This is a genomic window from Burkholderia diffusa, assembly GCF_902499115.1.
Taxonomy (GTDB): Bacteria; Pseudomonadota; Gammaproteobacteria; order Burkholderiales; family Burkholderiaceae; genus Burkholderia; species Burkholderia diffusa.
In genome coordinates, this window is the sequence record NZ_CABVPN010000027.1 from 103492 (window position 1) to 117638 (window position 14147).

General features: G+C 67.5%; 10 protein-coding genes. 7 read left to right on the forward strand and 3 right to left on the reverse strand.

What is annotated here, in order from left to right; all coding sequences use genetic code 11:
- Window positions 1-5 precede the first annotated feature (5 nt).
- On the reverse strand, window positions 6-1373 hold the full coding sequence (locus BTE28158_RS25260) for an efflux RND transporter periplasmic adaptor subunit (RefSeq protein WP_151048481.1): 1368 nt from the start codon (window positions 1371-1373) through the stop codon (window positions 6-8).
- Window positions 1374-1422: 49 nt separating this feature from the next.
- Complete coding sequence (locus BTE28158_RS25265; RefSeq protein WP_151048482.1) at window positions 1423-4653, reverse strand: efflux RND transporter permease subunit; 3231 nt, start codon at window positions 4651-4653, stop codon at window positions 1423-1425.
- A gap of 269 nt (window positions 4654-4922) precedes the next feature.
- Here BTE28158_RS25265 and BTE28158_RS25270 point away from each other — a divergent pair, with 269 nt between their 5' ends.
- The 7 genes from BTE28158_RS25270 (at window position 4923) to BTE28158_RS25300 (ending at window position 13174) form a co-directional block, all read left to right on the forward strand.
- On the forward strand, window positions 4923-5204 hold the full coding sequence (locus BTE28158_RS25270) for a DUF4148 domain-containing protein (protein WP_151048483.1): 282 nt from the start codon (window positions 4923-4925) through the stop codon (window positions 5202-5204).
- Complete coding sequence (locus tag BTE28158_RS25275) at window positions 5201-5470, forward strand: hypothetical protein (protein WP_151048484.1); 270 nt, start codon at window positions 5201-5203, stop codon at window positions 5468-5470. The genes BTE28158_RS25270 and BTE28158_RS25275 overlap by 4 nt, the downstream gene beginning before the upstream one ends.
- 566 nt (window positions 5471-6036) lie before the next feature.
- Entirely contained in the window at window positions 6037-6576 is a 540-nt protein-coding gene (locus BTE28158_RS25280) for a hypothetical protein (protein WP_124629238.1), read from the forward strand.
- A gap of 534 nt (window positions 6577-7110) precedes the next feature.
- Window positions 7111-8361 (forward strand): metallophosphoesterase family protein, encoded by a 1251-nt coding sequence (locus BTE28158_RS25285; RefSeq protein WP_151048485.1) that lies wholly within the window; start codon window positions 7111-7113, stop codon window positions 8359-8361.
- Window positions 8362-8364: 3 nt separating this feature from the next.
- Complete coding sequence (locus BTE28158_RS25290) at window positions 8365-11835, forward strand: YhaN family protein (RefSeq protein WP_151048486.1); 3471 nt, start codon at window positions 8365-8367, stop codon at window positions 11833-11835.
- Window positions 11836-11956: 121 nt separating this feature from the next.
- Window positions 11957-12481 carry an HD domain-containing protein gene (locus tag BTE28158_RS25295; protein WP_151048487.1) on the forward strand — a complete coding sequence of 175 codons (525 nt, stop codon included), beginning with the start codon at window positions 11957-11959 and terminating at the stop codon, window positions 12479-12481.
- A gap of 9 nt (window positions 12482-12490) precedes the next feature.
- Window positions 12491-13174 carry a DUF429 domain-containing protein gene (locus BTE28158_RS25300; protein WP_151048488.1) on the forward strand — a complete coding sequence of 228 codons (684 nt, stop codon included), beginning with the start codon at window positions 12491-12493 and terminating at the stop codon, window positions 13172-13174.
- A gap of 183 nt (window positions 13175-13357) precedes the next feature.
- Here BTE28158_RS25300 and BTE28158_RS25305 read toward each other — a convergent pair whose 3' ends face one another.
- On the reverse strand, window positions 13358-13828 hold the full coding sequence (locus BTE28158_RS25305; protein ID WP_151048489.1) for an ATPase: 471 nt from the start codon (window positions 13826-13828) through the stop codon (window positions 13358-13360).
- Window positions 13829-14147 lie beyond the last annotated feature (319 nt).

Consider the following 14147-nt stretch of genomic DNA (forward strand, 5'->3'; position numbering starts at 1 on the left):
GCGGGTCAGGTGCGGGCGTTCGAGGTACGCGCAACCGGCGCGGAGGCGGGCATGGACGTCGCCGCGCGTGGCGCTGACGGCACACCGCTTGCCGTGGCCGGTTGCGCTGCCGGCGAAGCGGCCGGCACCGCGCTGTGCTCGACCGACACGATCTTCACGGTTTCGCCGCTTGCGATCGAATCGCCCGGGTTGTCGATCACGCGATCGGTCGCGCCGAGCCCGGCGACGATCTCGACATGCGTGCCGAAATCGCGTCCGATCTGCACGGTCTTCAGCGCCGTGCGTCCATTCGCGTCGACCGTTGCAACCGTCACGCCGTTCGGTCGATACAGCAGTGCACTGACCGGCAGCTCGAACGTCGGCGCCGCGCTCGGCACGAGCAGGTGCGCCTGCGCATACGCGCCGGGCAGCAACGCGCCATCGCGATTGTCGACGTCGATCTCGACACGCAGCGTGCGCGTGACCGGGTCGATCGCGCCCGCGCTGCGGGCGACGTGCGCGGCGAAGCGCCGCCCCGGATACTGCTGCGTGGTCAGGTAGGCGGCCGTGCCGGTGGAGACGCCGGCCGCGCTGTCCTGCGGCACGTCGACGAACACGCGCAGCGTGTCCGTCTGCTCCAGATGGAACAGTTCGCCCGACAGTCCGGGGCTGCCCGGCGTGCCGCCCGCCGTCACGAGCGTGCCGACGTCGACGTTGCGCGCGGTAATCACGCCGTCGAATGGCGCGCTCACCGATTCGAACGATACGAGTTCGTTCAGATGGGCGGTATTGGCCTGCGCGGATGAGAGCATCGCGCGCTTCGCGTTCATGTCGGCCACCTTCGTGTCGGTGTCCTGCTGCGACACCGATTGCGTCTTCAGCATGTCCTGCCAGCGCTGCGCGGTCGATTTCGCATAGTCGTAGTTCGCTTGCGCGGTCGCCGCGTCCGCGCGCGCCTGGCGCAGCTGCGCATCGAGGTCGGGCGCGGTGATCTGCGCGAGCGTTTGCCCGGCCTTCACATGCGTGCCGATGTCCGCGCTCCAGTGGGCGATGTAGCCGCTGGTACGCGCGTAGATCGACGCTTCCGCATACGGCGTCACGGCACCCGGCAGCGTGAGCGTCTGATCGGCCGGTGCGGCGCCGGGCTGGATCACGGTCACCGGCAGCGCCTGCTGCGCCGCCACCTGGTGGCGCTGCGCGGCGCGCGCGGCGATGCGCGGCACGATGCCGATCGCGAGCAGCGTGGCGGCGAAGGCAATCGCGGCAAGCGGGACGGCCAGCTTGCGGCCGCGCCGGGACGGCGGTGTTTCTGGCGTTGCGTCGCGCGCGGTAGGCGGCATCGTTGCCGGTTCGGCAGCCGGCGGCGGGGTCAGCGGTTCGATCGTGTCGTTCATGATGAGTTCGATGTCGGGCGAGTCGTAGGGAATCGGGATGCGTTCTTGATCAGCGCACCACCGGCATGTCCTGCACGCGGCGGGCGGCGGCCGCTTCGCGGCGTCGGTCGAGCCACGCGTGGATGAAGCCGAACAGCACGGGTACGAACAGCAGTGTCGACAGCGTGCCGAACGCCAGCCCGCCGATCACCGCACGGCCAAGCGGGGCATTTTGTTCGCCGCCGTCGCCGAGGCCGAGCGCCATCGGCAGCATGCCGATCAGCATCGCGAGCGCGGTCATCACGACCGGACGGAAGCGGCTGAATCCGGCCTCGAGCGCAGCCTGCCACGGTGACGCTCCGCTTGCGATCAGCTCGCGCGCCGCGTTGACGACGAGGATGCTGTTCGCGGTCGCGATGCCGATGCACAGGATCGTGCCGGTCAGCGCGGGCACCGACAGCGTGGTGCGCGTGACGAACAGCATCCACGCGATGCCCGCCAGCGACGCGGGCAGGCCGCCAACGATCACGAGCGGGTCCAGCCACGACTGGAAGTTGACGACCATCAGCAAGTAGACGAGCGCGATCGCGATCGCGAGGCCGCCGAGCAGTCCGGTAAACGATTCGTGCATCGCCTGCACCTGGCCGCGCAGCACGATCGACGAACCGGGCGGCAGTTGGGCGCGCGCATCGTCGACGAGCTTCGTCACGTCGGCCGTGACGCCGCCCAGATCGCGTCCGTGCACCGACGCGAAGATGTCGAGCACGGGTTGCACGTTGTAGTGCGACACCACGGCCTGCTGCGTCGCGCGGGAGAACGCACCCATTGCGCCGAGCAGGTTCTGTGCGGGCGCGCCTGCGGCCGGACCGCCGGCGGGCGTCTGCGGCGGGCGCGCGGTGCCCGCAGGCAGCGGTATGTTCGCCAGCGCCTGCAGCGAATCGACCGAATACTGCGGGGCCTGCACGATCAACGGGTAGCTGACGCCGTTGCGCGGATCGAGCCAGAAGTTCGGCGTCGTCTGCGAACTGCCCGACAGCGCGATCAGCAAGTTCTGCGCGACGTCGCGTTGTTCGAGGCCGGCCTGAATCGCCTTCGTGCGGTCCACGTCGACGTTGATCGCCGGCTCGTCGCCCGGCTGCTGGATGCGCGTATCGACGAGGCCGCGCACGCCGCGCAGCTTCGCAAGCAGCGCGTTCGCCACCGCGCGGTTCTGGTCCAGCTTGTTGCCGACGATCTGGATGTCGACCGGCGCGGGCAGTCCGAAATTGAGAATCTGGCTGACGATGTCGGCCGGCAGGAATGCGAACGTTACACCCGGGAACGATTGGGCCAGCAGGTTGCGCAGCTTCGCGACATACGCCGCCGTCGGCGCATGGTTCGGCTTCAGCGTGATGTTCACGTCCGCATCTTCGGTGCCGATCGGGTCGGACGAGTCGTACGTGAGGTTGATCCCGCTCACCGGCACGCCGATGTTGTCGAGCATGCCGGCCAGCTGGTTCGCCGGAATCACGGTACGGATGCGCGCTTCCACTTCGTCGGTGAGGCGCGCGGTTTCCTCGATCCGCGTGCCGGTCGGTGCGCGCAGATGCAGACGGATCTCGCCCGTGTCGACCGACGGGAAGAAGTCCTGGCCGGCGAATGCGAACAGGCCGGTCGATGCGGCGCACGCAAGAAGAAATGCGGCCGCGAAACGGCGGCGATTCGAGATTGCTGCCGACAGCAGCGCGCGATAGCGCAGCCGGACCGCCTCGAAGCGACGTTCGAACGCGGCCTGGAATCGTGCGATGCGCGCGAACACGCCACGCGGCGGGCGGCCTTGTGCCTTTGCGCGCATCAGGACCATGGCGAGCGTCGGCACCAGCGTACGCGAGAAGAAATACGACGCGACCATCGCGAAGATCACTGCTTCGGCCAACGGCACGAACAGGTAGCGCGCGACGCCCGTGAGCATGAACATCGGCACGAACACGATGCAGATCGACAGCGTCGATACGAAGGTCGGCACGGCAATTTCGCCCGAGCCGGTCAGAATGGCGTCTTCCAGCGGCGCGCCGCGTTCGAGATGGTGCGTGATGTTCTCGATCGCGACGGTCGCGTCGTCGACGAGTATCCCGACCGCGAGCGCGAGCCCGCCGAGCGTCATGATGTTGATGGTCTGACCGAGCGCGCCCAGCGCGAGCAGCGATGTGAGCACGGCGAGCGGAATCGATACGGCGATGATCAACGTCGCGCGCCAGCTGCCGAGGAACAACAGGATCATCAGCGCGGTCAGGCAGGCGGCGATCAGCGCTTCGCGCACGACGCCCTGCACCGCCGCCTTCACGAACACCGACTGATCGCCGAGCGCGGAGATGTGCAGCGCTTTCGGCAAGCCGGCCGCGATCTTCGGCAGCATCGCCTTGACCTGGTCGATGATCGTCAGTGTCGACGCGCTGCCGGTCTTCTCGACGGTCAGCAGCGCCGCGCGCTTGCCGTCGACGCGCACGATGTTGGTCTGCGGTGCGTAGCCGTCGCGAACGTGCGCGACGTCGTGCACATAGACCACGTTGCCGTCGATCGTCTTGACGGGCAGGTTGTTCAGCGCGGCGACCGTCTGTGTGCTGCCGTTCATCTGCACGTTGTACTCGCGCGTGCCGATCTTCGCGGTGCCGCCCGGCAGGATCAGGTTCTGCGCGTTGATCGCGTTCACCACGTCGATCGGCGCGAGCCCCTTCGCCTGCAGCGCGCGCGTGTCGAGATCGACGACGATCTGGCGAATCTTGCCGCCGAACGGCAGCGGTACCGCCGCGCCTTGCACCGTCGCGAGCTGCGTGCGGATGAAGCTGTTGCCGAGGTCGTACAGTTGCTGTTCGGCAAGCGTGTTGCTCGACAGTCCGAGCTGCAGGATCGGCACCGTCGACGCGTTGTACGTGATGATGTTCGGCGGCAGCGTGCCGGGCGGCAGGATCCGCAGGATCGACGCGGAATTGCTCGCGGCTTCCGCGATCGCGCGATTGATGTCCGCGCCGGGGTGGAAGAAGATCTTCACGACCGACACCCCGTTCAGCGACTGCGATTCGATGTGCTCGATGTCGTCGACGTCCGACGTCAGTGCGCGCTCGTAGTTGGACGTGATTCGCTTGGCCATGTCCTCGGCGGAAAAGCCGTTGTATGACCAGACGATGCTGACGACCGGAATGTCGATGTTCGGGAAGATGTCGGTCGGCATGCGCAGGATCGCGAGCGGTCCCGCGATGAAGATCAGCAGTGCGAGTACGACGAATGTATAGGGCCTGCGCAACGCCAGCCGGACGATCCACATGATTTTTTTCCTCGAAGCAGGGCATGGGTGCCGCATTCGATGCGGTGAGCATGCAGTCTGCTGGCGCGGCGTTGACCCGTTGCTGACCTGAACATTACGAAACCGTTATCCGTGCGTGGGCGACGGATTTCAAAGTTGTCATCTGCCGGTCAGCGTGGGGTGCGGGTCGATCGCCAGAATGGACGTGTCAGGCGGCGAATCGCAATTGCGGTCACGCCGGCGGCGCATCGACGATGCGTCTTCATTGAACCGTTCTCGGGAGTTTCATCATGAATCGCAAACTGATCGCAGCCGCGCTGCTCGCCGTCGTCGTCGGAACGCCGGTCGCCGCCTTCGCACAAACTTCGTCGTCCGGCGTGACCCGTGCCGAGGTAATCGCCGATCTCGTTCAGGCACAACGCGACGGCACCGTGCCCACGTCGAACTCCGACTATCCGCCGAGCGCGGCGACGGTCGCACGCAACCGCGAGCTCTACGCGCTCGCGCACGGTGACCAGCGCACCGGCATGGCCGCCGCGGCAACGACCGTATCGACCGCGAGCGCGCAATGAAGCAGGGGAACGCGACGAAGCTCCGTTCCCGGATGGTGGTCGCCGCGCTGCTCGCGGCGACGGCCATGCCGGCCTTTGCGCGCGGGCAGCCGGAATTGCCGAGCGACGACGGCAGCCGTGCGAGTGTGCTGCGCGAGCTCGATCCGACGCAGGCGTCGGATGTTGCGCGATCGCGCACGGCATTCGCCTCCTCGCATGGCGTCGGCAGTGCACACGGGACTGCCGCGACCTGGCGGGTCCGAGCCTCGTCGCGCCCACAGGGGTGATCCGGGGGGCCGCCTCGAGATCCTTTTCACGCACGTATGTCGAAGTCGGCGCGACAGTGAGCCGCGACGGTGCAACCCTGTCGCGCGTCGGCCATCACGCAGGCGATCGGCTGGTTCGCATCGCCAGTTTCGCCCACCGTGTCTGAAGTCCCGATACCGAATCCGTACGCACGGTCACGCATGCGGAGCCCGCATGCCGGCCCGGACGATGGTGTCAAAAAGGTGTCGTGCGGATTGGCACGGGAGAGCGGCGGAGTAAGCGCCGGCGTCGTCAAGCAAGCCTTTGGGATGCCTACAGGAATGGTCGCTTTCCCTGCTAGCCGGTGCGTCGTGCCCGGCGCACCGAAGCAAGCCATGGGACGGCGCCAATCACGAGCCGGTTCCGATGATTGTCAAGCAGTGTGAGTCAATCGTCAGCATTTGCAACGGAAGTAACAGTCCCCGCAATTCGACGGTTTTGGGCGGCGCCGCCGCTACATTAGCTCCACCTGCCGCACGTCGCGGTGAGGCATGCGACCAGCCGCGGAACGCGGCCCGCAGCAACAACGTCTTTGGGGAGAATGACCATGAACAAGATTCGCACGATTCTGCTTGGCGCCGCGCTGACGGCAATCGCATCGGCGGCTTTCGCACAAACGGCCCAGACGGGCGCTGAGGGTTCCGCCGGCGTCGGCGCCCAAGTCCAGACGCCGCTGCTCGGCGGCGGCGTGGGCGTGCAGGCAGGTGCCGGCGCGAATGCCGCGGGCTCGGGTTCGGGCGCAGGCAACGTCGTCGGCGGTGCGCTGAACGGCGTGGGCAAGACGGTTGGCGGCGTCGGCTCGGCGGCCGGTAACGCTGTCGGTGGCGCGACGCAGGCAGTCGGCTCGGCCGCCGGTTCGGCGAAGGACGCGGCGGTATCGGCCACGCACGCGGCGAAGTCGCACGTGAAGCACGTCGCGAGCTCGGCGAAGAACCATGCGCAAGGCGCGGTGTCGACGGCGGGCGATGTCGCCGGCGGCGCGAAGGCGAAGGCTGGCGAAGCGCTCGAAGGCGCGGCGAACTCGGTGCAGGGCGGTGCATCGGTCGGCTTGAAGGGTTCGGCGTCGGCGCAAGGCGGCGCGCTGTAAGCAACCTGCCTCCCGCACAGGCCCGGCCCGCTTCGATGCGGGCCGGGCTTTTTTTATTGATGCGCCGTGCATCGTGACAGGAAGCGTGGGCCGCAGACCGAAACAGGCGGTCCGTATACTCTCTGCCCATTGCCTGCACGCCATGCTTAAATAGCGGGGCTCCCGGTCACCGGGGCTCCCGGCATGGTCCGGTAACATGCCGAGGCATCACGAATTCGAAGTACGGGGAGACGGCGAACGCCGGTGTGATCGGCGTCGCATTGTTCGCGCGGAAGGAAAGCGCCGAGGAAGCGCTGCGTCGCAACGCGAATCCGCCCCGGACAACGACAACGGCTTTGCACTGCCGCCCGTGACGCGCGGCGAGTGACGCGGCGCGACGAACTTCGCCGTCGTCGGGATGCTGGGCCGTGGTCTGCGCGGTACCCGCTTTCAGGTACCATCCCGACCCGCTGGCGACGGGCGGCCGTGCCCGGCGTTCGATCGCGCACGATGCCGGTCGACATCGCCCCATCGTCATGAAACAGAGGAATCTTCGTGAAGTTCATCCACGCGGCAGACATTCACCTTGACAGTCCGTTGCACGGCCTGAGCGCGTATCCCGACGCGCCGGCCGCGCAGTTGCGCAACGCGTCGCGCGAGGCGCTGCGGCAGCTCGTGGATCGTGCGATCGAAGAGGAAATTGCGTTCCTCGTGATCGCCGGCGACCTGTACGACGGCGACTGGAAGGACCACAACACCGGCATTTTCTTCGGCCAGCAAATGGGCCGCCTGCGCAAGGCCGGGATTCGCGCATTCGTGCTCGGCGGCAATCACGATGCCGAAAGCGAGATGACGAAGAAGCTCACGTTGCCCGACAACGTCACCGTGTTCGGCCACCGCAAGCCGGAAACCCACCGGCTGCCGGAATTCGACGTGGCGTTGCACGGGCAGAGCTTCAAGGACAAGGCTGTCGTCGACAATCTCGCGATCGGCTATCCGGACCCGGTGCCGGGTTACTACAACATCGGCGTGCTGCACACCGCGCTCGAAGGCTATGCGGCGCATGCGAACTATGCGCCGTGCACGCTGGCGGAACTGCACGCGAAGGGCTACGACTACTGGGCGCTCGGCCACGTGCACGAGTTCCAGCAATGGTCCGGGCCGTCGACCGTCGTGTTTCCCGGCAACCTGCAGGGTCGTCATATCCGCGAGACGGGCCGCCGCGGCGCGGTGCTCGTGACGATCGAGCAGGGGCGCACGCACATCGAACGTCTGTATCTCGACGTATTGCGCTGGGAAGCCGTGTCGGTCGACGCGTCCGACTGCCTCACGGTCGCCGACCTGTCGAGAAAGATCGGCCAGTCGCTGGAGGCGCTGCTGAACGTCGATGGCCATGTGCCGCGCGCGGTGCGCGTGACGGTCACGGGGCGTACGCCCGCGCACGGCCTCTTTTTCGGGCGCGCCCCGCAACTGCGCGCGGAGGTGCTGAACCAGATCGGCGTCATCGGCAACGAACGGCTGTGGCTGGAGAAGGTTCGGCTCGCGACATCCGCGCCCGAGCAGCCGCAGGGCGAGAGCGAGCAACTCGAGGCGCTGGAGGATCTCAAGCAGATCCTGGCCGATGCCGCGCACGATCCGGATTTCCTCGCGCTGCTTGAGCGCGACCTGAAGCCGTTCATCGGCAAGGTGCGCAGCGACGTGAAGGAGGAGGTGCCGCTGCTGACGATGGCGCGCGCCGGCGAACTCACGGCGATGGTCGAGCAGGTCGGGCCCGCGTTGCTCGCGCGGCTGGCGCGGGGGGAATAAGCGATGCGCATCAGCCAGCTCGATCTGATCAAATACGGCAAGTTCACCGACGAGACGCTGCGCTTTCCGTCGGCCGGCCAGGATTTCCACGTGATCGTGGGGCCGAACGAGGCCGGCAAGTCGACGATCCGGACGGCCGTGTCGGAACTGCTGTTCGGGATGAAGCTGCAGACGCCGCTCGACTTCCTGCATGCGACGCCCGAACTCCGGCTCGGCGGCGTGCTGGAGAGCGGCACGGGCGCGCTCGCATTTCATCGCGCCCGCGGGCGCAGCCCGCTGCGCACACCCGCCGACGACAAGCTGCCGGACGACTATCTGAACGCCATCGTCGACGGCGCGACGCGCGAATTCTTCGAGCAGATGTTCGGGCTCGACCACGGTCGGCTCGTCGACGGCGGCCGGAGCATACTCGATGCGTCCGACAAACTCGGTCAGGTGCTGTTCGAATCGGCGGCGGGCGTCGGCACGCTCGGGTCTGTGCGCGAGGAACTCGACGCGCGCGCGGGCGAGCTGTGGGCGCCGCGACGCAGCGGCAGCGCGTTCGCGCAGGCGGAGACCTCGTTCAACGAAGCGGTCGGCGAACTGAAGGCGGTCCAGGTGCGCACGCGCGACTGGGTCGATCGCAAGGAAGCGCGCGATGCGGTCGAGCAGGAGATCGAGCAGGCGCGCGCGGAGCAGCGCCGGCTTGAAGCGCTGCGCTCGAAGCTCGAGCGCGTGCGGCGGCTGGCGCCGTACCTGAAGGAATTGACGATCAAGGAAGCGGCGCTTGCCGAACTGGGCGCCGTCGTCGAATTGCCGCCGACCGCGTACGCAGACCTGCTGAAAGCGCAAGGCGATCTCGCGGCCGAACAGAAGGTGCTCGAGGAGCGCCGCGCGGACCTGCTCGCGAAACGGCAGGCGCGCGACGCGATCGATCCGGATGCCGACGCGCTGGCTCTCGAAGGCGACATCGAAGCACTCGACCGGTTGCGCGGCGCCTGCATGAATCACGCACAGGATCTGCTGTTGCTCGGCGCGGACGTCGAGCGGCATCTGTCCGCTGCCGCTTCCGCCGCGGCTCAGCTCGGCTGGCCGACCGACGAGGCGTCACTGCGCGCGGCACTGCCGAGCGCACTGTCGCTGAAGACGGTCGCGAACCTGTTGCGCGATCACGGCGCGCTGCATCAGGCGCTGGCCGGCGCGCGCGAATCGCTCGACGAACGCACGCAGGAACTCGCGCAGGCGCAGGAACAACTGGCGCGCCTGTCGACGGTCGACGTGCCGGAAGTGCTTCGAGCGGCGCTTGCCGACGCGCAGGGCTTTCGCAGCAGCGGCCAGCGCGAACAGGCGCTCGAACGCGACATTGCCGCCGCAGAGCGCGCGCTCGCCGATGCGCTCGATGCGCTCGGCCAGTGGCGCAAGCCGGTCGACGCGCTGCGGGTGCTCGATGTGCCGTCGGCGGCGCGGCTCGGCGCGCTGCTCAACGAAGCAAGCGAGCGCGCGAGTGCGGCGGCTGCCGCACGCGATGCGCGGGACGGCGCGCAGGAGGAACTCGAGCGGCTCGAACTGCAGGAGAAGCATTTCGCCGAGACTCACAAGGTCGTCACGACCGCCGAGGTGCTGGCGGCGCGCGCACGCCGCGACGATGCGTGGGGCGATATCCGCAGCGGCGCGGTCGATCTCGCAACGGGTGCGCCGGCCGTCGACGATGCGATACGCCTCGCCGACGAACTGGTCGATGCGCAGCTCGGTGCCATGCAAGCGGCGGCGACGTTGCAATCGCTGCGTCAGCAGGTCGAGTCCGCCCGCGCCGTATTGACGCGCCGGCAGGCGGCAGTCGACGAGCGTGAGCGCGAGCTGGCCGCGCACCGCGACGCATGGTCCGACCTCGCGACGACGGCCGGCGTGCCCGGCATGCCGCTGGCAGCGATGGGCGACTGGCTCGCGAAGCGCGACGTGGTGTTTGCCGCGCAGCTCGAGCTTGACCGCCAGCGCCGCGAATTCGAGACGATCCGCGAAGCACGGGCCGGCGCGGAGGCTACGTTGCGTACGGCGCTGCGCCTGGTTTCGCGCGGCAGCGACGCCGACGGGCTGGCGGCGCTCATCGCGATCGCCGAGACGTTCGTGCAATCGGCTGAAAAGACGCTCGCGCAGAAGGACAGCCTGGAGGACCGCGCGCGCGAAGCCGAACGCGGCTGCGCGACGGCCCGTTCACGCGCCGGCCAGGCCCAGGCGGCCTACGATGGGTGGCAAGCGCAATGGCGCGATGCGCTCGCCGACGCGAAGCTGTCAGCGAATGCGGTGACGCTGGCCGCAGCGGAAGGGGCGCTCGGGCTCGCGAATGCGGTGACGGCCGAACTGGCCGGCGCCGATGCGCCGCGCAACCGGATGGCCGCGATCCGTGCGGAGCTGGCCGCGCTCGAGGCCGGCGCACGGCGGCTCGCTGATGCGCTGGAGCCAGCATGGCTGGCGAGCGGCGACTGGCTGGACGTTGCGCGCCGGTTGACGATGCGCGTGTCGGCCGCACGGGAAACCGCGCGCGCGATCGATCGTGCCGACGAGGCGGTGCGGCAGGCCGACGGCAAGGTCGCCGATGCGGCCGCCGCGGTGGCGGGTGCGGATGCACGCATTCAGCCGTTGCTGCAACTGGCCGGCGTTGCGTCGATCGACGCGGCGCTGCCGCTGGCCGAGCGATCGGATCGGCAGCGCCAGCTTCGGCAGGCTGTCGATGCCGCGAAGGAGGCGCTGGTGCGCGATGGCGACGGGTTGTCCCAGGCGGCCGTCGAGGCCGAGGTCGCGGAACAGGACATCGCAGACGTGCCCGCGCATCTCGAAGCAGTGAAGCAGTCGCTCGGTGACGTCGGCAAGCGCCTGAACACGCTCGCGCAGCAACAGGTCGTCGCCCAGCAGGCATTCGGTGCGATCGACGGCCAGGCGAGCGCGGCCGTGGCCGAGGCGAAGCGGCAGGAAGCGCTGGCCGCGATGGGTGACGCGGCCGAACAGTATCTGGAAGCGGCGACGGCGAGCCGTCTGCTGAAGTGGGCGACCGATCGCTATCGCGACCAGAAGCAGGGGCCGATGCTGCGCCGGGCGGGCGAGATTTTCGCGGGTCTCACGCTCGGCGAATTCTCGCGGCTGACCGTCGACACCGAACGGACGCCGCCCGCGCTGTACGCGCGGCGCACGAAGGGCACGTCGGTCGAGGTGGCGGGCCTGAGCGAAGGCACGCGCGACCAGTTGTTCCTCGCGCTGCGGATCGCGGCGCTCGAACTGCAGCTCGCCAGCCGGACCGCTCTGCCGTTCGTTGCCGACGATCTGTTCATCAACTTCGACGATGCGCGTGCGAAGGCGGGGCTCGAGGCGCTGCGCGATCTGTCGACGCGAACCCAGGTGCTGTTCCTGACGCACCACGATCACCTGCTGCCGCTCGTGCGTGACGTGTTCGGCGCGCAGGTCAACGTGGTCGCGCTGCAGCGCGAGGTAGTCGGCGCATGACACGGGCCGGCCCGATGGTCCCGATACTTGGGAATGGTCATCGCGTACAGGTAGTATGTGCGGTTCCGAAACGGACGTGACCGGTTCTGCCGGCCGCAGTCCGGCCACACGAGGGATCAATATGAACAAGCTGGTAGCTGCCATCGCATTCGCGGCGGACAAGCATCGCAATCAGCGGCGCAAGGATGACGAGGCATCGCCGTACATCAACCATCCGATCGCGCTGGCCGATGTGCTGGCCAACGAAGCCGGCATCGAGGACGAGCGCGTGATCGTCGCGGCCGTGTTGCACGACACGATCGAGGATACGGAGACAACCGAGCAGGAACTGCTGCGGCTGTTCGGCAAGGACGTCGCGGACATCGTGATGGAAGTCACCGACGACAAGTCGTTGCCGAAGGACGAACGCAAGCGCCTTCAGGTCGAGCATGCGGCGAACATCAGCCGGCGCGCGAAGCTCGTGAAGCTGGCCGACAAGATCTGCAACCTGCGCGACATCACGCGGCATCCGCCCGCGGACTGGCCGCTCGAGCGCAAGCAGGCGTACTTCGACTGGGCGAAGTCGGTCGTCGACCGGATGCGCGGCGTGCATCCCGGCCTGGAAGGAATCTTCGATGCCGCGTACGACGCTCGGCCGGTGGACTGACGCGCAGCCATGCAGGCGGCCCGATCCCGATCCGTCGCGTGGTCATCGCCTGCGGTGGCGGGCGTCGACGTCGGCGGCGACAAGAAGCAATGCGATCTCGTGATCCTGCGCGGCTCGACGATCGTCTGCCGCGAGGCGCGGATCGCGCCCGAAGCGCTGCCTGCGCTGTGTATCGAGCATGACGTGGTGGCCGTCGGCGTCGATGCGCCGAGCCTGTGGTGGACGGGAAGCGGACGCCGCGCGGCCGAGCAGGCGCTCGCGCTTGAACGGATCTCATGTTTCCCGACGCCATCGCGCGAGCAGGCCGTGACCAGCACGTCGGGCTTCTTCGACTGGATGTTCATGGGAGAGCGCGTCTACCGCGCGCTGGCTGAGGCCTATCCGCTGCTGACCGACGCACGCTATGCCGGCGGGCGCGTGAGCTTCGAGACTTATCCGTACGCGATTACCTGCGCGATGCTTGGCAAGGCGATCGCGTCGGCGAAGCAGAAACGCAACCAGCGCAGGCAATTGCTGACCAAACTCGGGATCGACGTGTCGACACTACGATCGGTCGACGCGCGGGACGCGACGTTGTGCGCATTGACCGCGCAATACGTGATCGACGGAAATGCGCACGCGTATGGCGATGCGGCGGGCGGGTACATCCGTGTGCCGATCGTCGGCGAGACGATCGTGCTCGATACGCTCTAGTCACTCACGGGCCGCGGTTGGCTGCTACCCGTGAATCCGTGACGGCAAGGTGAGCTTTTGCGGGGGACGTATCTGATCGTCGACGTCAAGGTGCCGAGCAGTGACAGCCGGTCGGCATGTGCGAAGCCGGTGGCATGCGCAACCTGTTTAGTCGATGCGCCGTGCGCCTCCCGGCCGTGCTGCTCAGTCTTCGAGAATGGACTTCGGCACGCTGGAGAGATCGCAGGCAGCCGCTTGCTCGAAATAGCCTTGCGCATCGTCGATCATCACGACCGCGACGTCGATCAGCTCGTCGAGTCGCTGCAGCAGCGATTCGCGCCACTCGATGTCCTCATCGCGCTCGGGCGTCTTGTCGAGCTGCTCGATGATCGAGTCGGCCGTTTGCAGGAACGGGATCGCCTGTTGATAGTTTTCGATCGAGACCATCGCTGCGTTGCGCGCGCCGACGAGTCGTTCACGATGCTCATCCGCCAATTCGGACACGCCGCTGATGCGCGGCAGGACATCCGAGATGCGTTGCAGTAGCGGTGGGACCTGTTCTTCGAGCATGACGGCGCGCTCGCGCAGCGCGGCGTATTCATCGCGAAGATCGGCGTCGCCGGATTGAGTGGTGCTGTCCATCGTCGGTATGAGAGGGTTGTTCGATCGCGGCATGATACTCGACGGCGTGCACCCCCTTTGTTTGATTCGCAGCCGGGTGACCGGCGTGAGGGAAATGCGGGCGTGCTCGAACAGAGGATGTTGTCGCCCCACCGGTTTAGGAGTTAAGAAGGACTCGCCCTGAATCTGTCGCGGACTCTCCGCGCTGAGGTAATGTGGAGCGCCCCACCCCCAAAGCCCCCGTGCGCGTTAGCGCGCGGGGGCTTTTTCAAAATATTTTCACAAAGGGGTTGCGGAGACCGGGGCGGGTGCATAGAATCACGCCTCTTTCGCGCTAACGGAAACGCGGCGCGGAGGAAGAAGGGAAGCGGTG